The sequence below is a fragment of the Pseudomonas sp. JS425 genome (assembly GCF_018223845.1).
In the GTDB taxonomy this organism is placed as follows: domain Bacteria; phylum Pseudomonadota; class Gammaproteobacteria; order Pseudomonadales; family Pseudomonadaceae; genus Aquipseudomonas; species Aquipseudomonas asiatica.
In genome coordinates, this window is sequence record NZ_CP073661.1 from 2297450 (window position 1) to 2322392 (window position 24943).

At 62.5% G+C, this 24943-nt stretch carries 21 protein-coding genes; 10 read left to right on the forward strand and 11 right to left on the reverse strand.

The features are described from left to right. Position 1 precedes the first annotated feature (1 nt). From KDB76_RS10560 to dinB, 3 genes are read left to right on the forward strand one after another with little or no spacing between them, the layout of a single operon-like run. Positions 2-1219, forward strand: a complete 1218-nt coding sequence (locus KDB76_RS10560; protein ID WP_038409251.1) for an MFS transporter — start codon at positions 2-4, stop codon at positions 1217-1219. Beyond that, on the forward strand, positions 1197-3299 hold the full coding sequence (locus tag KDB76_RS29725; RefSeq protein ID WP_049870805.1) for an ornithine decarboxylase: 2103 nt from the start codon (positions 1197-1199) through the stop codon (positions 3297-3299). The genes KDB76_RS10560 and KDB76_RS29725 overlap by 23 nt, the downstream gene beginning before the upstream one ends. A 16-nt stretch (positions 3300-3315) precedes the next feature. Continuing rightward, positions 3316-4347: a DNA polymerase IV gene (gene dinB, locus KDB76_RS10565; protein WP_038409252.1), complete on the forward strand. Its 1032-nt coding sequence runs from the start codon at positions 3316-3318 to the stop codon at positions 4345-4347. On the opposite strand, the gene KDB76_RS10570 is transcribed toward dinB, so the two are convergent. The 7 genes from KDB76_RS10570 to KDB76_RS10600 form a co-directional block, all read right to left on the reverse strand. Next, positions 4295-5197, reverse strand: coding sequence for an AraC family transcriptional regulator (locus KDB76_RS10570; protein WP_013971956.1), 903 nt, complete (start codon positions 5195-5197; stop codon positions 4295-4297). The genes dinB and KDB76_RS10570 overlap by 53 nt on opposite strands. Further along, the gene (locus KDB76_RS10575; protein ID WP_013971957.1) at positions 5194-5508 is read right to left on the reverse strand and encodes an AzlD domain-containing protein; all 315 of its coding nucleotides are present in this window, start codon (positions 5506-5508) and stop codon (positions 5194-5196) included. Before KDB76_RS10575 ends, KDB76_RS10570 begins: the two co-directional genes overlap by 4 nt. After that, positions 5505-6197 carry an AzlC family ABC transporter permease gene (locus tag KDB76_RS10580; protein ID WP_013971958.1) on the reverse strand — a complete coding sequence of 231 codons (693 nt, stop codon included), beginning with the start codon at positions 6195-6197 and terminating at the stop codon, positions 5505-5507. The genes KDB76_RS10575 and KDB76_RS10580 overlap by 4 nt, the downstream gene beginning before the upstream one ends. Before the next feature lie 221 nt (positions 6198-6418). Continuing rightward, entirely contained in the window at positions 6419-7114 is a 696-nt protein-coding gene (locus tag KDB76_RS10585; RefSeq protein WP_013971959.1) for a hypothetical protein, read from the reverse strand. A gap of 138 nt (positions 7115-7252) precedes the next feature. Then, positions 7253-8335 (reverse strand): hypothetical protein, encoded by a 1083-nt coding sequence (locus KDB76_RS10590; protein WP_024086654.1) that lies wholly within the window; start codon positions 8333-8335, stop codon positions 7253-7255. 39 nt (positions 8336-8374) lie between these two features. Next, entirely contained in the window at positions 8375-9001 is a 627-nt protein-coding gene (locus tag KDB76_RS10595; protein ID WP_024086655.1) for a LysE family translocator, read from the reverse strand. A 2-nt stretch (positions 9002-9003) separates the two neighbouring features. Further along, entirely contained in the window at positions 9004-9792 is a 789-nt protein-coding gene (locus KDB76_RS10600; RefSeq protein ID WP_013971962.1) for a YqcI/YcgG family protein, read from the reverse strand. Positions 9793-9951: 159 nt separating this feature from the next. Between KDB76_RS10600 and KDB76_RS10605 the strand changes: the two genes are divergently transcribed. The 7 genes from KDB76_RS10605 (at position 9952) to KDB76_RS10635 (ending at position 21361) form a co-directional block, all read left to right on the forward strand. Further along, positions 9952-10872: a LysR substrate-binding domain-containing protein gene (locus KDB76_RS10605; RefSeq protein ID WP_024086656.1), complete on the forward strand. Its 921-nt coding sequence runs from the start codon at positions 9952-9954 to the stop codon at positions 10870-10872. A 502-nt stretch (positions 10873-11374) separates the two neighbouring features. Continuing rightward, positions 11375-13735, forward strand: coding sequence for a DNA polymerase II (locus tag KDB76_RS10610; protein WP_024086657.1), 2361 nt, complete (start codon positions 11375-11377; stop codon positions 13733-13735). An 81-nt stretch (positions 13736-13816) separates the two neighbouring features. Next, positions 13817-18328, forward strand: a complete 4512-nt coding sequence (locus tag KDB76_RS10615; protein ID WP_024086658.1) for an NEL-type E3 ubiquitin ligase domain-containing protein — start codon at positions 13817-13819, stop codon at positions 18326-18328. A gap of 198 nt (positions 18329-18526) precedes the next feature. Next, a complete protein-coding gene (locus tag KDB76_RS10620) occupies positions 18527-19090 on the forward strand; it encodes a DUF4174 domain-containing protein (protein WP_024086659.1) in 564 nt (187 codons plus the stop codon). A gap of 163 nt (positions 19091-19253) precedes the next feature. Beyond that, positions 19254-19745, forward strand: a complete 492-nt coding sequence (locus KDB76_RS10625) for a hypothetical protein (RefSeq protein ID WP_013971966.1) — start codon at positions 19254-19256, stop codon at positions 19743-19745. Positions 19746-19821: 76 nt separating this feature from the next. Next, the gene (locus KDB76_RS10630; RefSeq protein ID WP_023663502.1) at positions 19822-20670 is read left to right on the forward strand and encodes a DUF692 domain-containing protein; all 849 of its coding nucleotides are present in this window, start codon (positions 19822-19824) and stop codon (positions 20668-20670) included. Continuing rightward, positions 20663-21361, forward strand: a complete 699-nt coding sequence (locus KDB76_RS10635) for a putative DNA-binding domain-containing protein (protein WP_013971968.1) — start codon at positions 20663-20665, stop codon at positions 21359-21361. Before KDB76_RS10630 ends, KDB76_RS10635 begins: the two co-directional genes overlap by 8 nt. A gap of 121 nt (positions 21362-21482) precedes the next feature. On the opposite strand, the gene KDB76_RS10640 is transcribed toward KDB76_RS10635, so the two are convergent. From KDB76_RS10640 to KDB76_RS10655, 4 genes are all read right to left on the reverse strand, one after another. After that, positions 21483-21971, reverse strand: coding sequence for a DoxX family protein (locus KDB76_RS10640; protein WP_013971969.1), 489 nt, complete (start codon positions 21969-21971; stop codon positions 21483-21485). 14 nt (positions 21972-21985) lie between these two features. Continuing rightward, positions 21986-22603: a ferric reductase-like transmembrane domain-containing protein gene (locus KDB76_RS10645; RefSeq protein WP_013971970.1), complete on the reverse strand. Its 618-nt coding sequence runs from the start codon at positions 22601-22603 to the stop codon at positions 21986-21988. A 245-nt stretch (positions 22604-22848) separates the two neighbouring features. Continuing rightward, entirely contained in the window at positions 22849-24135 is a 1287-nt protein-coding gene (locus KDB76_RS10650) for a HAMP domain-containing sensor histidine kinase (RefSeq protein WP_024086661.1), read from the reverse strand. Then, positions 24132-24872, reverse strand: a complete 741-nt coding sequence (locus tag KDB76_RS10655; RefSeq protein ID WP_003250463.1) for a response regulator — start codon at positions 24870-24872, stop codon at positions 24132-24134. The genes KDB76_RS10650 and KDB76_RS10655 overlap by 4 nt, the downstream gene beginning before the upstream one ends. Between the last annotated feature and the right edge of the window lie 71 nt (positions 24873-24943).

A 24943-nucleotide genomic window follows, 5' to 3' on the forward strand; every position in this document is an offset into this window, starting at 1 on the left:
TATGCACGCGCTGAATCTTAACTACGGAACGCGATCGCTGGCGTTTGGCTATGGATTTTCCAAATGTGGTGAGTTTGCTTTCGAAGCCGCGTTTGCCGTGGCCATTGTGTCCCTCACCGATGCTGATCTGCTGTTGATAGGCATCGCCTATTTTTTTCGTTACTTGCCAAGCGTTGTATTTTCCCCATTGGGTGGCTGGTTGGCAGATAACGCCGAAAAAAAGAAAACACTGTTGGCAGTCGAGGTTGCCAAAGGCCTTTTTGCGCTTGCCTTCTTTGCCTTGTTCGGCCTGTTCACCCCGGTATTACCTGTATTGGTTGGTCTTGCAATGGTCATGACGGCGCTCGAGTGCCTCTATGTGCCGACATTTCGCGCGTATTTTCCGGACATTGTCGCAACGGACCAGTTGGCCTCGGTCAACAGCGGTGTCCAGGTGATCGAGGATGCTGCCTCGATTATCGGCCCGCTGGTTTTTTCGGTCTGCGTAATAGTGCTTTCTCGCGAAGCAACGTTCTTGTTTTTTGCGACATGTCTGGTGCTGTCGGCTATCTCCATCGCCACATTGGGGCCAGGTGGGCAAAGTGCCAGGCAAGCCTTCGATGGGCGTGCCATCGTCCGCGATGCTGCACGCAGTGTATGTCAGCTAAGGGGCAACAATGCACCGTTGTTTGCCGTTATTGGTTGCACCACGCTCTGCGCGATGTTTGCCACGTCGGTCATTCGCTTCATCCTTCCGGCTTCGGTGCTGGAGCATTTCGCTTCCGAGGCAGCGGTAGGTTACGTACTTTCATTGCTTGCAGCGGGTACTGTTCTGGGGGGCGTGCTCTACACACGTTTCAATCCGCGCACAACCGCACGATTGGTGTTGCGTTATTGGCTGCTATACGGCGCATTGTTTTTGGCTGCAGCAGTGGCGCTGCAGATCAACAGCTGGCTGTTTCTGTCGGTCTTGTTCCTGGTCGGCTTGATCGGTGCGTTTGTCGATATCGCTATCGTGACCAACATCCAGTGCTTGTCGAATGAGCATGAGGTGGGCAGGAATTTTTCCCTTTATTACTTCACGGCCGTCATTGGTGATGCCGTTTCAGGCCTGGTTGCCAGTTTGGTGTTTGTGCTTGCGGGGCCGGCAACCTTCATCTGGATGACGCTGATGCTGTTCATCGCGCCTGTGCACTGGAACCTGAAAGGAAATGCCGATGACCCCGACAATCGTATATAGCGTGGCGCTCGATGTTGACGCATGGGACGGTGTGCTGACTGCGCCCTTTCATACGTCAGCTAATCTCGCACTCGCTTCTGCCTTGTTCTTGACGCCGGAGGATGCGCTGCAAGCGATTGTACTTGAGGCGGTTACGCGCTGGCGTTTACCACTTTTCATTGCCTCGGAAGGTGTGAATGGCCTGGCAGACGGCGATGAGCGAAGGCTGAGCGTGCCGCTGTCGGAGCCTGACAGGGCCCGGCTAATGGCGGCTGCACTCACCTTTGAACACCAGGTACTGCCTCCCTTCACACGTGCGGTTGCGTCTTTTGTCGACATGCGTCGGCCAACCTTTGCCTGCCCAGGTCACCAGGGAGGAGCCTGTTTGCAGCAGCATCCCGCTGGAGCCCGTTTCAGGCAGTTGCTGGGGCCTGAAGTGTTCCACGTGGATGTACCCCATGCAGCGCCTGAACTGGGTGATGTATTAGGCCACGAAGGCCCGGTCCAAGAGGCCGAGCAATTGGCTGCAAGGGTTTTTGGTGCTGACGATACCTGGTTCGTGCTCAATGGCACGTCCACTGCCAACAAGGTCGTTGCCAGTGCGCTGTTGGCAGCTGGCGACCTGGTGCTGATGGATCGCAACAACCACAAGTCGGTGTTTCTCGGTGCCTTGGTCCAGTGCGGCGCTTTGCCGGTGTACCTGGATAATGTGCGAGATGAGCGGGGGCTGCTGGGTGGCTACCGAGTAGGTGCCCTGGATGAGGGCCACTTGCGCAGCCGGGTGGGGCAGATCTGTGAGCGCCGGGCGGGAGAACCCAGGCCCTTTCGTCTGGCGGTAATCCAGCAGGCGACTTGTGATGGGGTGGTGGTCGATGCTGCGGCAATATTGGCGCGAATTGGGCATCTATGTGAATACGTACTGTTCGATGGCGCCTGGGCTGGGTATGAACCTTTCGTTCCCGCACTGGCCGATTTATCGCCGCTGGGCGTGCAATTGACTGACAGCTCTCCCGGCATTGTTGTGACGCAATCGGTGCACAAGCAGATGTCAGGGCTTTCCCAGACTTCACAGATTCACAAGAAAGACCAGCATATCAGCCACCTGCGCCGTTATTGCACACGGCCAATGTTCAACGCAGCATTCATGCAGCACGCTTCGACCAGCCCGTCGTATCCCTTGTTCATGTCGCTGGAAGTGAATGCAGCCATACTCGCCGACGGTGAGGGCGAGCGCCACTGGCGGCAAGCGCTGGCCACTGCGCAGGCGTTGCGCGATCAGGTCGTACACCGTTGTCGGTTGATCCGGCCACTGATGCCGCCTGTATTGCAGACTTCGCTTGAATACCAGGCGCAGGGTGTGTTGGCCATAGAGCCTGGCTTGCACTATGTCGACCCATGCAAAGCCATCTTCACCACCCGAGGGCAGTCAGAGATTCCGGCATGCATTGTTGCCCAGTATCTGCGAGATTGCGGTTTTACTCCGGAGAAAACAGACTTCTTCACGTTTACCCTGCTGATGACACCGTCCAGCGACAGTGCCACCTTGAACAGGTTGGTGGGCGCTTTGGAGGATTTCGAAGCGCATTGGCTCAATGGCACTGCGGTGCTGCAACTGCTGCCTTCGCTACGTGCGGCTTCGGCACCCTATCAGGGCCTGTCCATCGCTGAGCTAGGGGAGCGCATCAGAGCGCTCTATCGCATACATCAGGTTGAGCTGCGGCAGAGTGAGATTTTCAGTGCCATGGGCGCTGCGCAGGAAAATTGCTCCCCTTACCAGGCCAACCAACGGTTCGTGCGTGGAGAGGCCAGCTTGCAGAGGATCTCGGAGGTTGCAGGCAGGGTTGCGGCCGAAGGCGTTATTCCCTACCCACCCGGGATCATGTGCATCACTCCCGGTGAGTGCTGGACAGCTACGTTGGTTGGCTATCTGCAAGCAGTGGAGGATTTGTCTGCGCAGTACCCCGAATTCGCGCCGCACATTCAGGGTGTGCACAGGATTGGCGATGCCGATGGTTCGGTCTTGTTCGGAGTGTTCGTGCTTGACTCAACGCTCTCAACCGCTGGGTGGCGCACTCACGCAACCGCAAGGTCAAGGACGTAAGTTCATTCACGTCGACATGGACTCCTACTTCGTCGCCGTCGAACTGCTGGATGCCCCATGGCTGCGTGGGCGGCCGGTCGCTGTCGGTGGCAAGGCGATAGACAGGGGAGTGATCAGTACATCCAACTATGTTGCCAGGCGGTTTGGTGTCAGAAGCGGAATGGCAACTGCCACTGCGCAACGTCTATGTCCGGATTTGGTGCTATTGCCTGTGCGCTTCGAGCGGTATGAGGCAGTGACTCGCAGGCTGGAGGACATTTTTCGGCGCTATACCCCAGGCGTCGAGTTTTTCTCGCTGGATGAGGCCACGCTGGATGTGACAGGGCAGATGCACTGCAACGGTTCGGCAACGCATATGGCAAGCCGCATCCGGGCTACGATCGAGCAGGAACTGCAGTTGACAGCCTCCGCGGGTGTCGCGCCTTTGAAGTATCTGGCGAAAATGGCCTCGGAAGTGAACAAACCCAATGGCCAGTTCGTCATTGCACCCGATCAGGTGCAGGCTTTTCTCGCCAATGTGGATATTCGCAAGATCCCTGGGGTGGGGCCCAGGACATGGGGCGTGTTGCAGGCTTTAGGATGTCTGAAATGTACTGATGTTACTGACGACATGATACCGGCTCTGTTGCGGCACCTTGGTGCGCACGGTTTCTATGTGTGGGAGCGTTGCCGAGGCTTGGAGGGCTATGAAGGGAAGCCCGGAGGTGTCCAGTCCTTGGGAGTCGAACATACGTTGCCCAGCGACTGTGATGACTTTGCCAGTTGTGCCAGAGAGCTGGATGGATTGCTGGCGGCCTTAACCATCCGCCTGGAAGCGCTTGGCCCTACGCCGCCCATTGTCAGGAATCTGGTCAAACTCAAGTTCTCCGATTTCTCCATTGCCAGTGCCGAGGCGCCCGCCCTGACTTTACAGCCGCAGGTCATACAGGGGCTATGTCGCATGCTTTGGGATACCAAACGGCAAGGGCGAGCGGTGCGTCTGGTAGGTGTTGCCGTCAGGATTCGAAGGAGTCTGCCGGACCCCTTGCAGCTCGAGCTGGCGTTTTGAGTCGCTTGGTTGGCACGATCGAATGAACACATGCTTGCCGATAGGCCCCCGGCGACACACCGTAAGCCTGCTTGAACTGCCGGCTCAAATGGCTCTGGTCGGCAAAGCCCAGGTCGAACGCCACGTCCGAGGCAGCCCAGCCAAGCTTGAGCATTTCCCGCGCACGGGCCAGGCGCCGCTGTTTCAACCAGGCATGTGGCGGCAGGCCGGTGGCCTGGCGGAACACCCGGGCGAAGTGGAACGGTGACAGGTTGACAGCCGCCGCCAGAGCTTCGAGCGAGGGTGGGTCGGCCAGTTGGCTTTCCAGCAGCTCACGGGCGCGGGCCACTGCCAGCGGTTCGTGGCCAGGGGCGGCAGGTTCGGCGCATTGCCCGTGCCGTTGCACCAGGGCCAGCACCGCCTGGCGCCAGGCGGTCTGCTGCTGCAGGGCACTGGCGCCGGCTTCGGACAGCTGGTGCAACTGGCTGAAGGCAAGCGCCAGAGCCGAGTCGTGGATCACGCTGTCCTTGAAGCTGGGCATGCCGTGGCGGCCCAGTTCCAGTTCGTCGAGCACCCCAGTTACCCGTTCATGTTCCGGGTAGAACCCTCGGTAGCGCCAGCCCGCTTCGTGGGCGGTGGCCCCGGTGTGCAGCTCGTCGGGGTTGATCAGCACCATGCTGCCGACCGGCGCCAGGTGCTCGCTGCCGCGATGCCAGAAGCGCTGGGCGCCCGACTCGATCACGGTGAACACATAGCCTTCATGCACATGCGGGGCGAAGCGCTGCTGGAAATAGCGCGCGTGCAGCATCTCGACGTCGCCCAGTGCCGGCGCCTGCCAGAGGTGTGTCTGTTCGCGCAGGGGCGTGCTCATGCCAGCCAGCTGCGCAAGAGGAAGAAGATCAACATGCTCACCAGCATGCTCAGCAACACGCTGCGGGTCAACAGCACCAGGGCGATGGCCACCAGCGAACCCAGCAGGTAAGGGTTGAGCAGGCTCAGGTCCAGCTGGTGCTCGGGCATGAAGATGATCGGGCCGCATATCGCGGTGAGCATGCCTGGCACGGCAAAGCCGAGGAACTGCCTGGCGTTGGAGCTCAGGCGCAAGGGCAGGCGCGGCTCCAGGAACGCATAGCGGTTGAGGAACACGATGGCGCCCATGGCAAAAATCAGGACCCAGGTCATGCGCGGGCTCCGGCGAATTTCTGGCAGACGAAACCGGCGCTCATGCCCAGCAGGCCTGCGGCCACCAAGGCGGTTTCCCAGTGCCAGTAGCTGAACAGCACCGAACAGAACAGCGACACTGCCACGCATACAAGTGTGGCCAGGTTGCGCACCAGTGGCGCGATCAGAGCGACGAAAGTGGCGACGATGGAAAAGTCCAGGCCGAGCTGGTCCAGGTGCGGAATATTCTGCCCCAGCAGGATGCCGGCCAGGGTGAACAGGTTCCAGGCGACGTAGAAGGTCAGGCCCACGCCCAGGGCGTACCAGCGGTTGAACTGCTGCTGGTCGTACTGGCTGGTCAGGGCGAAGAACTCGTCGGTGAGCAGGAAGCCCAGGCCCAGGCGCCAGCGCAGCGGCTGGCTGGACAGCACCGGGCGCATCGTCAGGCCATACAGCAGGTGCTGCGAGGTCAGCAGCAGGGTAGTCAACAGGATCGACGCCAGGTTGGCGCCGCCCTTGAGCATGCCGATCGCCACCAGTTGCGCGGCACCGGCGAAGACGATGGCCGAAAGCCCTTGCCCCTCCCAGGCGCTGAGGTTGGCCTCGATGGCCATGGAGCCAGCCAGCAGGCCCCAGGGGGCAACGGCCAGGGACAACGGGAGAATGGCGATGGCGCCGTGGAGAAAGGCTTGGCGGGCGATGTGGGGCATGGTGGCTGCAGTGCGTGTACTTGGCAGGCCAGCATGCCAGACGGGGCGGGGGATGGCTTGAACGATCTTGCTGGTCTCGACCTTGTGGGAGCGGCCTTGTGTCGCGAAAGGGCCGCAGAGCGGCCCCGGCAATATTTGCAGCGAAGCTGAAATCGTGGGGCCGCTGCGCGCCCCTTTCGCGACACAAGGCCGCTCCCACAGAGGTTCGCGACTGCTGATGGTCAGGGATGGCTGGTCAGGTGCTGCTGCGCCGTCACGCAGCCGTTGGTATCCACAGCCTTCTGCAGCAGGCTCTGGCGGTGCTGCGGGTCCAGGTCGCCGAGCAGGCGGTATACCTCGGCCTGGTAGTCGCGCTGGCGCCCCCACTGCATTTCCAGGCCTTGTGGCCGGTTGCGGTTGCAGGCCAGGTGCGTGGCCGGTTGCGGGTAGTAGGGCGCATACACGGTGGCCATGTTGGGGATGGCCTCCAGCGCAGTACGGTACTCGCTGCTGGCGTTGTAGGGAGGGCACCAGGTGGCGATGGCCGGCGCCGGTGCGGCAAAGCCCTGCCTGAGGCTGGCTTCGAGCAACGGGCAGGCGGCATCCGGGATTTGCGCGGCGGGCAGGTAGGTCATGTAGTACAGCGCCAGGCGGTACTGTGCGACCGGGTGGCCCAGCTCCACGGACTTTTTCAGCAAGGCGACCGCGGTCGGCAGGGTGTGGGCCATGGCCTGGCCCTGGCGGCTGAGCTCCGGGTCGCCGCCGACGGTCGTACGCAGCGTGCTGGCGCCGTCGTCCTGGTTGTCGGCCTGCTCCAGCAGGGGCAAGGCCTGGCGGTAGAGCAGGTCGGCATGAGGGTCGATGCGTACTTCCAGCGAGTGCGCAGCCAGTGGCATCAGGGCGATCAACAGTGGGGGCAAGCGAAGCATGCGGCTCACAGGCAAGCCCCAAGGGGTGCCAGGTACTGATGGATGGCTTCGATGTTCATGGCGGTCAAGCGTGCGCCTCGGGCAGATCGGAACGACGGCCTATTCTAGCCACCCAAAGGGCCTGGCCGGAAGACCACCCGGCAACTGTCAGACGAGCTTGATCGGTGTGACCTTGCGCTGGGCATGTTTTTCTTGGGCCAGGCCAAGCTTGGCGGTAATGACCTTGGCCAGGGCATTGTTGCCCAGATCGTTCAGATGCAGGCGATCGATGAACAGGTCGGCGCCGAACACCGGCGAGCTGCTGAGCATGCAATTCATGTCGTAGCAAGGCACCGGGTCGGCCTGGCTCTTGATGCGGCGGAAGAAGGCCGAGTGCAACTGGCTGTCGAATGCGCCGTCCAGCAGCCGGTCGAAATTCGCCGGTTGCCGCTGCAGCGCATTCAGCATTGCCTCCTCGCCAGCGGGCAGGCTATCCCGGCACCAGGGCAGCAACGGCTGCAGGATGAAGGTGAGGGTGGAATGGCTGTCTGCCAGCAGCCGGTCCCATTGGCGCAAGGTCCGGCCAATGTTGTCGGCGGCCCGGGTGAGGCGTTTTTCCGGAGGCGACAGCGACCAGGTGGCAGGTGTCACGGCCGGGGGCGTGGCCAACGCCTGACCGATGCGCCGCCACAGCGATTGCCGGCGTGGCGTTGTCGTGGGCTGCATGCCTTCGCTGAAACTGTTGAGAAAGTCCTGATAGGCCTTGGCTTGCCGCGGGTCGTTCAGGCTGGCGAGGACTTCGCAGAGGGCTTCGTGGGCCAGGGTGTTGAGGCCGCTTAGCACCACCACATGGCCAAGCTGGCCAAGGCGGTGCTGGTGGGTCAGGAACATCAGCAGCTCCTGGCTCGCATTGAGCCCGCAGCCGGCCAGGCTCAGCCAGACTTCGCCAGTAAGCATCGACAGGTGCGAGGCCACCGTGTGTTCGTCTGAGCTGGCTCCGATGCCCAGCGCGGCGGAACCGCCGACCAGCAGGTTGATACGTGATGCACCACCGCGTTCGGCTACCGAAAAACGCTTGCCGGCGCAATGGCTGTAACGCAGGCCCAGGGCATCGGTGTTGATGGTGCCGGAGCGGTAGCCGGTTTCGTGCACATGCACGGTGTGCGGGGCACGCCGGCTGCCCAGCAGCAGAAAGCGCTGGTAGTCCTGTTGCAACGGCGAAGGTGAAGGGCTCGTGTCAATCGCAGTCATGGGTTCTCCTTCTCTCGCAGCGGGCACCGTGCATCACATTCAGGCCGCCAGCTCCCTGACGTTGTACAGCAGGCCGCCGGCGGCAATCAGCAGCAGGGCGACCCCCGAGGCCAGGCTGATCAGGCGGTTGCTGCGTTGCGAGGCGATCTTGCCGATGGCGAAGATGTAAAGGCTGAGCACGGCAAAATCGATGGCCACCCACAGCAACGACAGCACCACCATGCTCTTGCCGAATGACTCGGTAATCTGGATGAACTGCGGGAAGAAGGCGATGAAGAAGATGATGTCCTTCGGGTTGGAGATGCCCACCATGAAACCTTGCAGCAGCCCGCCGCGGCCAGGCTTGGCGAGGTCGCTTGGCGCCTCGGCTGCAGGCGCCTGCAGGGCTTCCCGCAACGTGCCGACGGCGATGTAGCCGATGAACAGGCAACCCAGCAGGCTCATGGCACTGAGCCAGGCCTTGTCGATGGCGGCGCTGGTGAGAATGATCCAGGCCGCTGCGCCGATCAGCACCAGTGATGCCCAGTTGGTGCCGACAGCGGTGAACATGGCCTTGCGTGAGCCGGAGGAGGCCGCGGTGTTGACGATCAGTGCCACCACCGGGCCGGGGGTGGCGATCAGTAGCAGGACAGTAAGGGCATAGGTAGCGGTGAGTGCGGTATTCACGGTCAGGTCTCGATCAGTATGTCGGGTGTTGCCGGCTGTACGGCATGGGCGTGGAACGGGCAGCGGGACGGGTTGAGCGACCCTGCCTCCTGCAGTTGGTACTGCTTCCACTCGTAGTTGTCGGCATCGCCGAAGAAGCCAAGGGTGTCGGGCATGACGCCGTCGTTGTAGTGGTGCACGCGCTCGCGGATGCGTTCGCGGATACGATGGCCGCTTTCGGTGTTGACGTTGGCCACTTCGTCGAAGTTCGCCCGCGGGTTGATGACGAAGGTGATGTGTGGCCCCAGGTTGCGGCTTTTCATCTGCTGGTGGCCGGGGAAGTTCATGTTGATGAACAGCGGCATGCCGGCAAAGCAGAACGACCAGGCATTGTCGTCGGGGTCGGTCGGGATGCCCTGCGGCCAGGGATGCGGGTCGCGCGCGTGCACGCCACGCAACACCTTCCAGGCCAGCGCCTGTTGCTCGGCCAGGGTGTAGTCGGCGGCAGTTTCGAGAAACACCACCAGTGGGCTGCCGATACGCTGCTTGGGTGGGATAGGTGCGACGGTGCGCACGTAGTCGGCCAGGCCCATGGCGATGTCATCGGCCAGCTGCCCGGCGCGGGCGAAGAGGATGTGGCAGGTTGCGCCGTTTACCGCCTTGCGGCCGAACAGGCAGGGGAACTCGGGGTTGGCGAGGACACTGCGAAAATGTTCTACGGCTTTGTAGGTCCAATGTCGCGCGTTGCGCACATGGTCAGCGGCCAGCTCTAGCGCATCCAGGCGATAGCAAGTTCCATAACCCGTCGACATGATTTCCCCAGGCGTAAATTTGATGAACGTTCAAGTCACATGCAGGCAGGATCTTGGTTATGTTTATTATTTACCCGCATTTTCCGAGACGTCCTTGGCGTTGTAAAACGCGTGGAACTATGACCTACTATTAGTCTTACTCATGCTCGGGGCGTCGCCATGTCGGAACGGATTCAGGCTTTGCACGCGCTGCGTGCCTTCGAGGTGGCCTCTCGCTATGGCTCATTTACCCGTGCAGCGGAAGAGCTGGCCCTGACCCAGGGCGCCGTCAGCCACCACATCAAGACCCTCGAAGCCATGTTCGGCTGCGACCTGTTCGAACGCCGCGGGCCGAAGCTGGCCCTGACCGAGCACGGCCGCCTGCTGGCGCAGGAACTCAAGGTTGGCTTCAAGATCATCGAAAATGCCTGCGCCCTGCTGCGTCAGGACCGCTACGGCCTGCGCCTGAAGGCGCCGTCCACGCTCACCGTGCGCTGGCTGCTGCGGGCGCTGGATGCGTTCAAGAAGACCGAGGACAACTGCAGCGTGCAGCTGTCCAGCGTGTGGATGGACATCGACAGCGTGGACTTCTATTCCGAGCCCTACGACTGTGCGATCCTCCTGGCCAACGGGCGTTTTCCCGCCGATATCGAGAGTTTCAAGCTGTTCGATGAATGGCTGATCCCGGTGTGCCACCCGGATTACATGGCCCAGGCACAACCGGACCTTGCCGACCTGGCCCAGTGCGAATTCCTGCACCCGTCCCCTGACCGACGAGACTGGCGGCGCTGGCTGGCTCGCATGGATGCGCTGGACATCAGCATCGATCACGGGCAAGTGTTCGATACCCTCGACCAGGGCATCTCGGCCGCACAGCAAGGCCTGGGTATATCGGTGGTCGACCTGGTGCTGGCCAGCGCCGACCTGTTGGCCGGGCGCCTGGTCACGCCGTTCAAGCACGCGGTGGCCACCGGCGACGGCTATTACATGACCTGGCTCAAGGCCAGCCCCAAGGCGCGGCAGATGCACAAGCTGCGCGAGTTCCTGCTTGGCCAGGTGCCACCGCTGGCCTGCAAGGACATCAATTACCTGTACGGTTGAATACGCGTTCGAGCAAACGCCCGGCGGTGGAGCGCCTTAGGGAATTGCAAGTAACTGATTGATTTAGCAGGGTCTCTGTGGGAGCGGGCGTGCCCGCGAACACCGGCGCAGCCGGTGCCATCCATCGAGTCGCATTCTTCGCGGGCATGCCCGCTCCCACAGGGGCCGCATCGCGTTTGCCAATTGGTGTTACCTGCGCGCCAGCGCACCCAAAAGGCTGGACGTTCTCTCATATAACTGCACATAACTGATTGATTTAGCAGGGTCTCTGTGGGAGCGGGCGTGCCCGCGAACACCGGCGCAGCCGGTGCCATCCATCGAGTCGCATTCTTCGCGGGCATGCCCGCTCCCACAGTGGCCGCGTCGCGTTTGCCAATTGGTGTTACCTGCGCGCCAGCGCACCCCCATGGGTTGGACGTTCTCCTACAAAAATGCGCTGCGACGGTGCGTCAGCGGTAGAATCGCCGCAATCAGCTCAACAAACGATTCAGAGGTCGACGCGGTGGAGTTGCAGCAGGGCTTTGTCCTGACCCGACATTGGCATGACACGCCCGAAGGCACCTGCGTGGAATTCTGGCTGGCCACCGACCAGGGGCCACGGCAGCTGCGCCTGGCGCCGCAGGTATCGGTGGCATTCATCTCCCAGGCGCAGGAGGCACACGCGCGGGTGCTGCTGGCCAACGAAGCCGGTGTCGAGTTGCGGCCGCTGCAGCTGAAGGACTTTGACCAGCGCCCGGTGCTGGGCCTGTACTGCCGCCAGCACCGGCAACTGATGCAGCTGGAGCAACGCCTGCGCACGGCCGGTATCGAGGTGTTCGAAGCCGATATTCGCCCGCCCGAGCGCTACCTGATGGAGCGCTTCATCACCGCCCCGGTGCAGTTCACCGGCCAACCGGATGCCCAAGGCGTGCTCTGCGATGCCCAGCTCAAGCCCCTGCCGGGTTATCGCCCGCCGCTGCGCCTGGTGTCGCTGGACATCGAGACCAGCGAGCGGGGCGAGCTGTACAGCATTGCCCTGGAAGGCTGTGGCCAGCGCCAGGTGTACATGCTCGGGCCGGCCAACGGCACGGCTGATGGCCTGGACTTCGACCTGCACTACTGCGCCGACCGCGCCGACATCCTGGCCTGCCTCAACCAGTGGATGGCCGAGCACGACCCGGATGCAATCATCGGCTGGAACCTGATCCAGTTCGACCTGCGCCTGCTGCACGAGCACGCCAAGCTGCTGCAGGTACCGCTGGCACTGGGGCGCAATGGCGCGCCGATGACCTTGCGCAGCCATGCCGGTGGTGGCCACGTGTTCGCCGATGCCCCGGGGCGGCTGCTGATCGACGGCATCGAGGCGCTGCGCTCGGCGACCTGGAGCTTCCCGTCGTTCAGCCTCGAAAGTGTCGCCCAGACCTTGCTCGGAGAAGGCAAGGCCATCGACACGCCGTACCAGCGCATGGATGAAATCAACCGCCGCTTTGCCGAGGACAAGCCGGCGTTGGCGCGCTACAACCTCAAGGATTGCGAGCTGGTGACGCGCATCTTTGCCCACACCCGCCTGCTCGAATTCCTGCTGGAGCGGTCTTCGGTCACCGGCCTTGCGGTGGACCGCAGCGGTGGTTCGGTGGCCGCGTTCTGCCACTTGTACATCCCGCAGATGCACCGCCTGGGCTTCGTCGCCCCCAACCTCGGCAGCCGCCCCGACGAAGCCAGCCCCGGTGGCTTCGTCATGGATTCGCGCCCGGGCCTGTACGACTCGGTGTTGGTGCTGGACTACAAGAGCCTGTACCCGTCGATCATACGTACCTTCCTGATCGACCCGGTGGGGCTGGTCGAAGGCTTGCGCCTGCCCGACGATGAACACTCAGTGGAAGGCTTCCGCGGTGGGCGTTTTTCCCGTAGCGAGCATTGCCTGCCGGCCATCGTCGAGCGGGTATGGCAGGGCCGGGAAGCAGCCAAGCGCGAGGGCAATGCGCCGCTGTCGCAGGCGCTGAAGATCATCATGAATGCCTTCTACGGGGTGCTGGGTTCGAGCGGCTGCCGCTTCTTCGACCCGCGCCTGGCTTCGTCGATCACCATGCGCGGCCACCAGATCATGCGCCAGACCCGCGCGCTGATCGAGGCCAGGGGCTACGAGGTGATCTATGGCGATACCGACTCCACCTTCGTCTGGCTCAAGGGCGCCCACGGCGAGGAGGCTGCAGCGCGCATCGGCCGTGAGCTGGTGGCCGAGGTCAACCTGTGGTGGTGCGAACACCTGCGCGAGCAGATGAACCTGGAAAGTGCGCTGGAGCTGCAGTTCGAGGTGCATTACCGGCGCTTCCTGATGCCCACCATCCGCGGCACGGACGAAGGCAGCAAGAAGCGCTACGCCGGGCTGGCGCAGCGGGCCGATGGCAGCGAGCAGATGGTCTACAAGGGCCTGGAGTCGGTGCGTACCGACTGGTCGCCGCTGGCCCGGGAGTTCCAGCAGGAGCTTTATGGCCGGATATTCCGCGGGGAGCCTTACCAGGCGTATGTGCGCGATTATGTACGGCGCACCCTGGCGGGCGAGCTCAATGAGCTGATGGTGTACCGCAAGCGTTTGCGCCGGCCGCTAGCCGATTACCAGCGCAATGTGCCGCCGCACGTGCGTGCGGCCCGGCTGGCCGATGACTACAACCGCCGCCTTGGCCGCCCGTTGCAATACCAGCGCGGCGGCTGGATCAGCTATCTGATCACCCTGGCGGGCCCAGAACCCCTGGAAAACCTGCAAGCGCCGGTGGACTACGAGCATTACCTGACGCGGCAGCTGCAGCCGGTGGCCGATGCCATCCTGCCTTTCGTTGGCGACAGTTTCGAAGGGTTGACCGGCCAGCAGCTGGCGCTGTTCTGAAGAGGTGGTAGCTATCTAGCTGATCGCTTGGCAAGCCTGCGTCTAGTGTCGGGCCTTTTGATCAGCCCGAGGCGCAACATCGTGACTACACCCAGCAAGGAACAACCGCCAACTGCCGATACGCTGGCCATGGAGCAGGCCTATCAGGACAACCTCATCGTCAAGCGACTGCCCAGATGGATTCGCCGGCTGCGTATCGTATCGCCGACCGAGCAGAACATCCCGGCCAACGGTCTGTATGAATCGCAGCATGCTGCATTGCGCGAGGCGTTGAAAGACAGCCTGGCCTGTCGACAGTGGCTGGAAAAGGAGCTTGCGCGCATCCAGGGCATCGACCGTTTCGTCAAGCCGCTGCTGCAACACGCCATGCAGGAAGAATTCGGCACCAGGGAAAATGTCGATGGCCTGTATTTCAGGCGCTGGTACACCTACACCGCTCCCAGCCAGGGCACCGTGTGGGGGCGCTATCCGGTTTTGGAAAAGGACTATTTCGACGTACCGCTGATCGAGGCGGCACTGGACAACTTCACGCCGGGCGAGGGGCGGAACGAGCAGCACAAGGATAACTGCATCGTCGACAGCCTGTCGCGACGGCTCGCCTCACCAACCGCACCAGCCTTCGCACGCTTGTGCCGCCAGCTGGATCTGGGCAAGCGCTATCAACAGCACCTGGACAGCGTGCTCAAAGCGCCGAGCAGCCAGGCAAGCGGCTGGCGCAGCATGGCTTCGACACTTGCCCAGCTTTACAGCTCGGTCATGCTGATCGATGCCTGCAAGGCTAAAGGTGATGGAGTCCTGAGTGCTGCCGAACTGGACCTGGTGCTAGAGCTATGCAAGCACGGCAGACCTGGCACGTTGTACGAGTCGAAAGTGGTGGCCCGGCAACTCAAGGCGTTCGGCTGCGATTTGCAACAGATCGTGATACTCGATCTATTTCATGACAAAGTCAGCCGCAAGATCCTTGTCTACATTCCCGATGACCCCCACGGTCCCTGGACCGCAAGCCGCGACCTGGAAAGCTTCACCCGTAAGGTCTTGGGCAAGCGTCTGCGAGACAAGCGCTATCAGGATTTCTTCAAACGCTTCGTACGCCGGCGCGACAGCCAGCAGTTCTTCTCCAGGGTTGCCAAGGACCTGGTGAGCGTTGCCGATTGGGCAACCCGGGAAATGGACCAGCACATACGGGACTACCCGCTACCCTTGTTCGCCCACCTTGCCGACGAGCGCATTGCCCATATCAAGGACGATGCTGCGCTGATTGCCACGCCGGTGTCAGAACTGGATCGCAAGGCCCAGGAAGCCCATCAACAAAGGTTGGTTGCCGAGGGTTGGACACTGGCCACCGTGGCGGGCGTGTTCATCCCCGCACTCAATGCACTGCTGCTGGCGGTAATGGTCTGGGACCTGCTGGGCGAGTTGTTCCAGGCCGTGGAAGACTGGCGCGAGGGCGATACCAGCGCCGCAATGGACCATGTACTCAACGTGACCAAAGACCTGGCCGTGATCGGAGTAACCGCTGTGGTATGGCGGGAAGCGAGCCGGGCCTGGGCCGCATTGGACCAGTGGGTGCCAGCGCGGCTGGAAGACGGCAGCGAGAAGCTCTGGAATGGAGACCTGGTGCCGTTTCGCAGCGCTGCACCTCCCGCTGGGGAAGTGGCCGATGAAATGGGCATCTACCGTGCCCAGGACAGAAGCTGGATGACCATGGACGGCCACAACTATGAAATCGTCCAGCGCGCAGATGAAGAGTGGCAACTGGCACCACGAGATGGTCATGGGCCTTTGTTGCGTCACAATGACGCCGGTGCCTGGCGGCTATGGACCGAGCAACCGGCCAGCTGGACAGACAAGCACCGGATGTTCCGTCGCCTTGGTGAGCGTTTCGCTCGCCTGGATGATGAACAGATTGACCAGGCCATGGCCGTCCATGCCCTGGATGCAGACCATCTTCGGGCGCTGCATGTGTACGGCCGGCCACCTGAGGCCGAGCTGGTCGATACCGTAGAGCGCCTACTGATCGACCGCCGGCTGCAAACCCTGCTGGACGATCTGAAGCTTGGGCGGGTGCCGGAGGACGCGCCGTTGCTGGCGAAGGCCCGCGCCTTGCCTGGCGTCACCGAGCAGGGCGGGCCAGCATTGGCGGCGCAGGTCTCGGCAAAGCGGCGCCAGCTGTTTCAACAGGTGTATGACGGGCAGCAGGAGCCAGACGATGCGGCGGTGGCAACCTTGCGCAAGGCATTCCCGAGCCTGCATCGCCGAGCGGCGCGCGAGCTTGTGGGTGAGCTTTCGGCAGAAGGTGCGGAGTTTCAGGCACTGGTCAGCGGCACGGTGCCGTTTCGGCTGGTCGAAAGGGCCAGGCTGAGCGTACTGCGCATACGTGTTGCGCGTGCCTGCGAGGCGCTGTTCATCGAGACGCCCCAAACCCTGGACCAGGCCAAGGTCGCGCTAACGCTGCTGGAGACTCTGGATGTCAGGGAGGCCAGGCCGCGCTGGCGGCTGTACGATGGTGATAGCCCGCAGCCGATAATGACTACTGCTGGCGACGGGCAGAACTACAGGCTTTTGCATGACGACGGGCAGTTCGAGCTTGAAGATGCGCTAGGCATCGAGCTGCGCGGCCCCGGCGAGCTGTTCGAGACCTTGGCGGCTGCGTTTGCCCCGGCCGATCATGCTGCACTCGGTATCACTGAACCCTACGCCCCGGGTTTGAGAGCAGTGTTGGCCCGGCAAATGCCCGGGCACAGCAGGGTACTCGCTCAGGTGTTGGGCAAAAACCCTCGACAGCCATGGATGCTGGCGCCGCTGCGCCTGGAGGATGGCAGGGTCGGCTACCCGCTGGGCGGCAGCCAGGGACGCTTTGCCCGGCCTGCGTCCCGACCCCGGGCGTTCGAGGCGCGTCTGCGCGACCTTTACCCAGCGTACAGTGACGAGCAGATCGAAGCCTGGCTGACCAACTTGCATGTTTTGGGACATGATACCGACACCCAGCTCGGTGTGCTCGAAGAGCAGGCCCGCCGTTTGAGCGAGCACCTGAAAAGCTGGGAGCGGCGAGGGTTGCTGGTCGGCGAACGAACCGAGCGCAAGCGGTTTCGCAAAGCACTCATGCAATGCTGGCGGGAACGGGTACCCGGTCTAGTTGCACCTGAAGATGAACGTCCGGCTTTGGTGTGGCATTACGAACCGCGCGACCTGTGCTCATTGCCTGAATTGGGCCCACTCTTCAGCTTCCCGCATATTACCGAACTTTCCCTGCGTAGCCTGTTGCTGAAAGAAGTGCCAGAGCAATTCCTGCTTTCATTCCCCAATCTGACCTCGCTGGAACTGAGTTACAACCAATTGCGACGTCTACCAGAGAGCCTGTCGTTGCTCAATGACCTGCGCATACTCGACTTGTCCAGCAATCGCATCTCACTGGACGAACCCCAGGCTCGAGCGCTTGGGCTCTGCAGCCGGTTACGTTACCTGAACCTTTCGGACAACCGCTTGAACATGACCTTTTCTGTGGCGGGGATGAGCCAGTTGGCCGAACTGCGTCTGCGCAATGCCGGGTTGGTATTGCTGCCAGAGGGCATCACGGATTGTCAGACGTTGTACATGCTCGATGCTTCCCACAATTCCATCTCTCTGTTGCCCCCTAACTTCATCCTGTCCACGTTGTGGCGACACGGTTACGTGGCGCTGTCAGGCAATTCTGTGCTTCTGCAACAGGCTGAAGATGCGCAGGCGGCCTGGAAAATTCCGGAGGATAGTTCAGTTCCTCAAAAGTTTATGTGGATGGACCGCCTGCACCCCCTGGACCCCCTGAACCGCCTGCAAGACGATAGGCGCGAAATTCTGGGTATCCTGTGGAGCAGTATCGAGCAAATGGATGGAGTGACGAACTTCATGCGACTGCTGAAACAGCTCACGCGCTCGCGAGACTTCACCCATCCTCGATATGGGGAATTGCTGGCCTCACGCGTTCTGACCATGATGGAAAAGGTGGACAACTCTCCAGCACTGGCCAATGAAATTTTCCCCTTTGCACTGGTTGAGAACTGCCCCGACAATGCCACGGTTGTCTTCCAGCAGCTTGAAATTCGATACTATGTGTGGGAAGCCGAGCAGGCTGCCCCTTCTGGCAACAAGGAACAAGTCCTGGTGAAACTGGCGCGGCAGTTGTGGAGGCAAAGGGAACTTGACTTCATCGCTTTGCGCGAGGCTGAGGCTGCTGGTTGGGCGAGCGAGTCCATCGAGTGGGTGCTTGCCTACTCGATCCGCTTGCGCGAGAGGCTGGACCTGCTTGACAACGCGCGAAGCATGCTCCACCCCGCGATCCCGCACCTGGATGACGCTTCGGTCATGCGCGCCGCTGAGCAGGTAAGACTTAACGAGCCTGGATCGCTGCCGGTGTGGATGGCCCAGCAACCGTTCTGGAAAAATTATCTCGAGCGACGTTATGTACGCGAACTGGAAGTGCCGCAGCGTTTTTACGACCAGTTGGCGGAAGATGCTGATGCAAAGTCCTCCGAAAGGTTGCAGGCGCAGGTCAATGAGTGGACGGAACAAACCGAACTCCAACTGACCAACGAGGCTCTGCGACGGTGGGTATGACAAGGGCGCATTGGACTATGCTCAATTTACGCGTGATAGACGTATTTTGGGGGCTCGGGACAGGGAATGAGCGCACTTGGTAACCGCCGGTTACTGTTCATTCAAACATGGAGGCCTCGTGCTGGTTTACGCTCGCCCGTCGGATCTTTCGCCCTGATCTGTAGTCTTCTGGTTTATCGAGAGAATAAGGAGATACGCATGCTCGTCCGGTCACTGACCCTCGCCACCTTGCTCGCGCTCGTCGGCCCTGTGTTTGCTGCCGACAGTGACGCGCCGCTGGCCAAGGAACTGGGCAAGGCCAGGCCCTTGGTCGTCATTGCGCCCAGCAGCGCCGACCCGACCTTGCGTGGGTTGAACGAGGCCCTCAAGGACCCGGCCACCCAGGCCGCCTTCAAAGAGCGCAACCTGGTGGTGTACAGCGTTGCCAACATGATGGGCAAGCGTGAGGACAAGAACCTCGAGCAGCAGACCACCATGGCCCTGATCCGCGAGTTGAAGCTGGGTGCCAGCAAAGGCACCAAGGTGATCCTGGTGGGCAAGGACGGTGAGCGGCACATGCTCAAGGACGACGAAGAGGGAGGGGCTATCGACCCGCAAGTGATCCTCAAGGCGGTCGATGATCTGCCCGCCAGCGAAAAAGCCGTGTCGGCGCCGGAGCCTGTGGCAGCGGCGGCACCGGAACCCAAGGCCAAGGACAGCAAGCCCGCCAAGCCCGCCAAGCCCGCCAAACCTGCCGCGCCGCCCAAGCCGCTGGAGGACTGACCCTGCACGACGGCCCCGAGGCACCTTGGGGCCGTCGTGTATCCCACTGTATCTGCCCACGCTGCAGACCCATTCCCATACAAAACCGCCCCCCGCGCGATACATCCACGACATACCGCAACGGCCTAATGGCTCCACATTCCAACCACAGTGGAGCGACACCATGACTCAAGTACGAAACACCCTCGGCCTGCTCGGCGCTGCCCTGATCGGCAGCATGGCATTGAGCAGCAGCGCCTTTGCCGTCGAGCCGTTGGCCCAGGGTTACCAGCTGGCTTCGGCCAAGGTGGCCGGCGAGGGCAAGTGTGGTGAAGGCAAATGTGGTGGCAGCGCCAAGGCCACCCAGGGAGAAGGCAAATGCGGTGAGGGCAAGTGCGGCGCCAGCGCCAAGGCCGGTGCCGAAGGCAAGTGTGGCGAGGGCAAGTGTGGTGATGCCTCGTTCGCCAAGACCGACAGCAACCACGACGGCAAGGTCTCGCGCGACGAGTTCCTGGCGGTGGCCAAGGACCGTGCCGGCGACTTCGACAAGATCGACAGCAACCATGATGGCTTCATCTCCGAACAGGAGGCGGCGGATCACCTCAAGGCGATCTACCAGGCTAATGGCAAGGCCATGCCCGAAGGCTTGTTCAGCCACCTGACCGGCAAGTCCTGACCTTCTGCCCCATGAACCGCGCAACGCCCCTCCTGCTGGTCAGGCGGGGCGTTGTGCCTGTTGCGGAGACCTTTTCATGCACCCCACATCTTTGTCCCCTGTACCTTTAGAGGCAGGGCTAGGCCTGCGTCGCGGCCTGCTGCCGGAACTGCTGGCCATGGAGGCTGGCGCCGTGGACTTCCTGGAATGCGCACCGGAAAACTGGGTTGCCGTGGGCGGTGCCTACGGCAAGGGCCTGGCGCAGTTGGCCGAGCGTTTTGCCATTACCTGCCACGGGCTGTCGTTGTCGCTGGGTGGCAGCGAGCCGCTGGACCGCCATTTCCTTGGCCACACCCGCCAGTTTCTCGATCGCCACCAGGTGCGCCTGTACAGCGAGCACCTGAGCTACTGCAGTGATGACGGGCACCTGTACGACCTGATGCCCATTCCATTCACCGACGAAGCGGTGCGCCATGTGGCCGCGCGGATTCGCCAGGCCCAGGAATACCTGGAGCGGCGCATTGCCGTGGAAAACATCAGCTACTACGCCGCACCGTACCAGGCGATGAGTGAACTCGAGTTCATCCGCGCGGTACTCGATGAGGCCGACTGCGACCTGCTGCTGGACGTCAACAACGTCTTCGTCAATGCCTGCAATCACGGCTACGACGCCCGCGAGTTCCTTGCGGGCTTGCCCCAGGCGCGGGTGACCGGCATGCACGTGGCTGGCCATTACGATGAAGCGCCGGACCTCAAGGTAGACACCCATGGGGCTGCGGTGAAGGAGGATGTGTGGGCGCTGTACGCGGTCGCCTGTAAGCGTTTCGGTGTGCAACCGACGGTACTCGAGCGTGATTTCAACTACCCGCCGCTGGTCGAACTGCTCGCCGAAACGGCGCGCATCCGTACTGTGCAGCGTGCTTCTGGAGGGCATGCAGATGAATGAGACCTTGCGTGAGCAGCAGTACACCTTGGCCCGACACCTGCGTGACCCGCAGCGCCATGCACCGCCGCCGGGCGTGGAGGCCCGGCGCCTGAAGGTTTACCGCGAGCTTTTCTATGGTGCTATCGAAGGTTTGCTGGCCGGCAGTTTTCCGGTGATGCGCCAGGCGTTGGGCGAACCGCGCTGGCATGCCCGAGTGCGAGACTTCTATGCCAACTATCGCAGCCAGACACCGTTGTTCACCGAGATTGCCGAGGCGTTCGTCGACTACCTGCAGGGTGTCGAGCTGGATGCGCCCTGGCAGCTGGAGCTGGCGCACTATGAGTGGGTCGAGGCGCAGTTGTATCTGAGCGATGCGCAGGACCCGGCCCATGACCCGGCAGGCGACCTGCTGGAAGGGGAGCCACTGTTGTCGTGTGTGGCGCGGGTGTTGGCCTATCGCTGGCCGGTGGAGCGGATCGGGGCGGATTACCAGCCAGCGGTGGCGCCAGAGGCGCCGACCTTGTTACTGGTTTATCGCGATGCAGGGCTGAAGGTGCGCTTCGCGCGCCTGGCGCCGCTGGCGTACCGGTTGCTGGCGCTGGAGCAGGGCAGTGGGCGGGCGCGGTTGCAGGCGTTGGGCGGTGCTGTGGGAGAGGGGTTGGCCTTGCTGGAGGGGCTGCGCGAGCAGGGAGTCATCATCGGTACATGTTGAGTGCGGGTACGGGGGGCGCCGTGCGCCCCTATCGCGACACAAGGCCGCTCCTACAGAGGTACGCGATCCCCTGTGGGAGCGGCCTTGTGTCGCGATGGGCTGCAAGGCAGCCCCGGCAATATCACCTGCAGAACCGCCCTCTGAGCCAGTGATCCAGGCTCAACCGCCCAGCCCCGTTCAGCAGCAGTGGCAGCAACGCCACCAGGTAGATCAGCGGCAACTTGAAGTTGCCAAAGCCTTGGTCGGTAATCGCATACCCTTGGGCCAGTTCGGCCAGGCTCGACCAGTGCGCCGGCCAATGCACCGCGGCAATCGCCACCACGGTCACCACCATCAGCCCCAACGAGGCCAGCCGGGTACCTAGCCCCAACAACAGCAGTAACGGCAGGATCAGCTCCGCCCACATCGACAGCTGCCAGTTCAGCTCTGCAGGCAGCAGGTTGAAGGGGAACGGGAAGTTCGCCTGCAGGTCGGCGAACCAGTTGCTGCCATTGAATTTCTCCCAGCCGGATTCGAAAAACTCCCAGGCCAGAAACAGCCGCAACGGCAGGTCGGCGCTCCAGGTACCGAAGCGGTCGAAGGTGGTCAGGGTGCGGGTCAAGGTGGTCATGCTGGTTTCTCTCTTCAGGAAAGGGCACGGGCGTTACGGCGTTGCTGACGGGCCAGCTTGGCGGTGAGCTTGACGGCGATGGCGCTGAACATCAGGGCGAACGCCAGCGGGTACCAGCCGCCCATGGGGATGCGTTTGTAGAACGACAGGCAGAACACCGCGGCCAGTACCCACATGCCGGTACTGTGCAGGGCCTGCCAGGCACGGCCACCCAATAGGCGCATCGGGGCCTTGAACGAGGTGATGGTGAGCAGCAGCAGGAACAGGTAGCCGAGGGTGCCGGGCAGGCTGGAAGTGAACGTGCGGCCGGCCCAGAACAGCTCGGGGAATTGCTGGGCATAGCGGTAGATCAGTACGCCGTGCACGGTGTGGGAAAAGGCGAATGCCAACCCCAGATAGCGCCGTTCCTGGAGGATGCGGCGGCTGCTGGTGCCAGGCAGCAAGGTCACCAGCGACGAGGCCAGAAAGGCCAGCAGGAATAGCGCGAAGGAGCTGCGCGCAGTGGCACGGATCGCGCTGCGCAGGCCGTCCGGATCAGGTTGGCTGGCCAGGACCACGGCGGTCATTGCCAGGGTCAGGCCGGCGAGCGTGGCGAACAGCTTCCAGCCGGAGGGAAGGGTGAGGGGTTTCATCAGGGAGGCTCCCGGGTGTGGTTGTGTGACCGGGAGTGTGTCGGGGTGGGGTATCTGCAGTGTGTCGGCGGTGGTGGGGTTGTGTATCGGAGTGTACTGATACCTCAAGCGCCACCTGCTTTTTGTGGGAGCGGCCTTGCGTCGCGAAAGGGCCGCAAAGCGGCCCCGGCAATTCATGCGACGAAGCTGAAAACCTGGGGCTGCTGCGCAGCCCTATCGCGACGCAAGGCCGCTCCCACAAACTGTCATTTGAGCTCGATCTGCGCGCACAGCCCACCGCCTGCGCGGTTGCTCAGGGTCAGTCGGCCGCCCATGGCCTGGATCAGCTGGTGGGCAATCGCCAATCCCAGCCCGGTGCCGCCGGTGCTGCGGTTGCGTGAACCTTCCACGCGATAGAACGGCTTGAGCACTTCATCCAGTTCGCCGCCGGGTATGCCTGGCCCGTTGTCGAGCACGCGGATCACGGTGCTGTCGCCCTCGCGGCACACCTCCAGTTCGGCAGCACCGGCAAACTTGAGGGCATTGTCCACCAGGTTCACCAGCACCCGGCGCAGGGCATGCGGGCGGGTTTCCAGCAGGCTGCCGCTGCTGCCATGGCGCTCGACCTGGGCGCCACTGTCCTGGTAGTCGAACACCAGGCTGTCGAGAAAGGCATCGAGGTTGACCCGGCACGGGGCCTCGGTGCTGGTGTCCATGCTGCGGGCATAAGCCACGCCTTCGCGCACCAGGTGTTCCATTTCACCCAGGTCGCTCCACAGCTTGTCCTTTTCCACCCCTTCGTCCATCACTTCGACACGCAGCTTCATGCGCGTGATCGGTGTTTGCAGGTCGTGGGAAATGGCCGCCAGCAACTGCATACGTTCCTTGAGGTAGGCTGCGATGCGCGCCTGCAGGGCGTTGAAGGCCACGGCGGCGTAGCGCACCTCGCGCGGGCCGCTTTCATCCAGCTGCACGCCAGGCTTGTCCGGGTCGAGGTTGTCCACCGCACGGGCCAGGCGGGTCAGCGGGCCGATCGCCAGTCGTACCGCCAGCCAGGTGCATAGCAACAGCACGGCCAACTGGATCAGCAACACCACGGGTAGCCAACGTGCCACCGGGACCGGCGATGGGGTAACGTCGATGGTCAGCGGTGCGCCATCGGCCAGGGTCAGGTGTGCCTGGAAGTGCGCATTCGGGCCGGGGATTTCCTGGAAGGAAAGCCGATAGTCGGCACCAATGGCCTTGACGATCGAGTCGGCGGCCATGGGCGGGTCGCTGGTCGGCATGGCTTCGCCCGCCAGGCCCTGGTCCAGCCGGTAGCGGTAGGTACGCCGCTCCAGACGCGGCAGCCAGGCGGCGCGCTCGGCCGCGGGCAGGCGGTCGAGGATGGCCACCGAGGTGGCCACGTCCTGCTCCAGGGTGCTGAGCATCATCGAGCGGCTGCTGATGTAGCGCTCGTACGCTTGCAGGCCGAACGACAGGCCGTAGGCCAGCACCAGGCCGGTGAAGAAGATCAGTGCCAAGCGCGAGGCCAGGGTACGTGGCCACTTCATGATGGCGACTCGAGCAGTTGCACCGGCAGCGAGAACACGTAGCCCTCGCTGCGCACGGTCTTGATGCAGCTGGGTTCGCGGGCGTCGTCACCCAGGCGCTGGCGCAGGCGGCTGACCAGCAGGTCGATGGAGCGGTCGAAGATGTCGGCTTCGCGGCCCTGGGTCAGGTTGAGCAACTGCTCACGGCTGAGCACCCGCTGCGGGTGGTCGAGAAACACCCGCAGCAGGCGGTATTCGGCACCGCTCAGGGCTACCAGGGTGCCTTCGCTGTCGAGCAGGTGGCGCGCGGTGGTGTCCAGCCGCCACTGGCCGAAGCCGAGCAGGCGGCTGCTTTCGCTGATGGTCAGGTTGGGCGGCAGCATGCGCGTGCGGCGCAGCACGGCGTTGATGCGGGCCAACAGTTCGCGGGCCGAGAACGGCTTGGTCAGGTAGTCGTCGGCGCCCATTTCCAGGCCGATGATGCGGTCGGTTTCGTCGTTGCGGGCGGTCAGCATCAGCACCGGGGTATTGCGGTGCTTGCCGGCGCGCAGCTCGCGGCACAACAGCAGGCCGTCGTCGCCGGGCATCATGATGTCCAGGACGATCAGGTCGACGCTGTTGGCTTCGAGAAAGGCGCGCATCTGCCGGCCGTCGGCGACGATGCTGGTGCGCAGGCCGTTCTTCTTCAGGTAGTTGCCGACCAGTTCACGGATTTCGCGGTCGTCGTCGACGATCAGGATGTGATCGACGTGTTCCATGCGCTGCGTTCCTGTGCAAGAGGGGATGGGCGCAGTGTACCGAGCGCGTTCGCGCTTGCCTGCGGGGGTTT

What these genes read in the sequence shown, in the direction of transcription:
- KDB76_RS10630 (WP_023663502.1), top strand. Translation starts at nt 19,822, where the DNA reads ATGCACCCCACATCTTTGTCCCCTGTACCTTTAGAGGCAGGGCTAGGC.
- KDB76_RS10635 (WP_013971968.1), top strand. Translation starts at nt 20,663, where the DNA reads ATGAATGAGACCTTGCGTGAGCAGCAGTACACCTTGGCCCGACACCTG.
- KDB76_RS10570 (WP_013971956.1), bottom strand. Translation starts at nt 5,197, where the DNA reads ATGAGCACGCCCCTGCGCGAACAGACACACCTCTGGCAGGCGCCGGCA.
- KDB76_RS10640 (WP_013971969.1), bottom strand. Translation starts at nt 21,971, where the DNA reads ATGACCACCTTGACCCGCACCCTGACCACCTTCGACCGCTTCGGTACC.
- dinB (WP_038409252.1), top strand. Translation starts at nt 3,316, where the DNA reads ATGGACTCCTACTTCGTCGCCGTCGAACTGCTGGATGCCCCATGGCTG.
- KDB76_RS10655 (WP_003250463.1), bottom strand. Translation starts at nt 24,872, where the DNA reads ATGGAACACGTCGATCACATCCTGATCGTCGACGACGACCGCGAAATC.
- KDB76_RS10650 (WP_024086661.1), bottom strand. Translation starts at nt 24,135, where the DNA reads ATGAAGTGGCCACGTACCCTGGCCTCGCGCTTGGCACTGATCTTCTTC.
- KDB76_RS10600 (WP_013971962.1), bottom strand. Translation starts at nt 9,792, where the DNA reads ATGTCGACGGGTTATGGAACTTGCTATCGCCTGGATGCGCTAGAGCTG.
- KDB76_RS10590 (WP_024086654.1), bottom strand. Translation starts at nt 8,335, where the DNA reads ATGACTGCGATTGACACGAGCCCTTCACCTTCGCCGTTGCAACAGGAC.
- KDB76_RS10620 (WP_024086659.1), top strand. Translation starts at nt 18,527, where the DNA reads ATGCTCGTCCGGTCACTGACCCTCGCCACCTTGCTCGCGCTCGTCGGC.
- KDB76_RS10560 (WP_038409251.1), top strand. Translation starts at nt 2, where the DNA reads ATGCACGCGCTGAATCTTAACTACGGAACGCGATCGCTGGCGTTTGGC.
- KDB76_RS10625 (WP_013971966.1), top strand. Translation starts at nt 19,254, where the DNA reads ATGACTCAAGTACGAAACACCCTCGGCCTGCTCGGCGCTGCCCTGATC.
- KDB76_RS10580 (WP_013971958.1), bottom strand. Translation starts at nt 6,197, where the DNA reads ATGCCCCACATCGCCCGCCAAGCCTTTCTCCACGGCGCCATCGCCATT.
- KDB76_RS10575 (WP_013971957.1), bottom strand. Translation starts at nt 5,508, where the DNA reads ATGACCTGGGTCCTGATTTTTGCCATGGGCGCCATCGTGTTCCTCAAC.
- KDB76_RS10645 (WP_013971970.1), bottom strand. Translation starts at nt 22,603, where the DNA reads ATGAAACCCCTCACCCTTCCCTCCGGCTGGAAGCTGTTCGCCACGCTC.
- KDB76_RS10605 (WP_024086656.1), top strand. Translation starts at nt 9,952, where the DNA reads ATGTCGGAACGGATTCAGGCTTTGCACGCGCTGCGTGCCTTCGAGGTG.
- KDB76_RS29725 (WP_049870805.1), top strand. Translation starts at nt 1,197, where the DNA reads ATGACCCCGACAATCGTATATAGCGTGGCGCTCGATGTTGACGCATGG.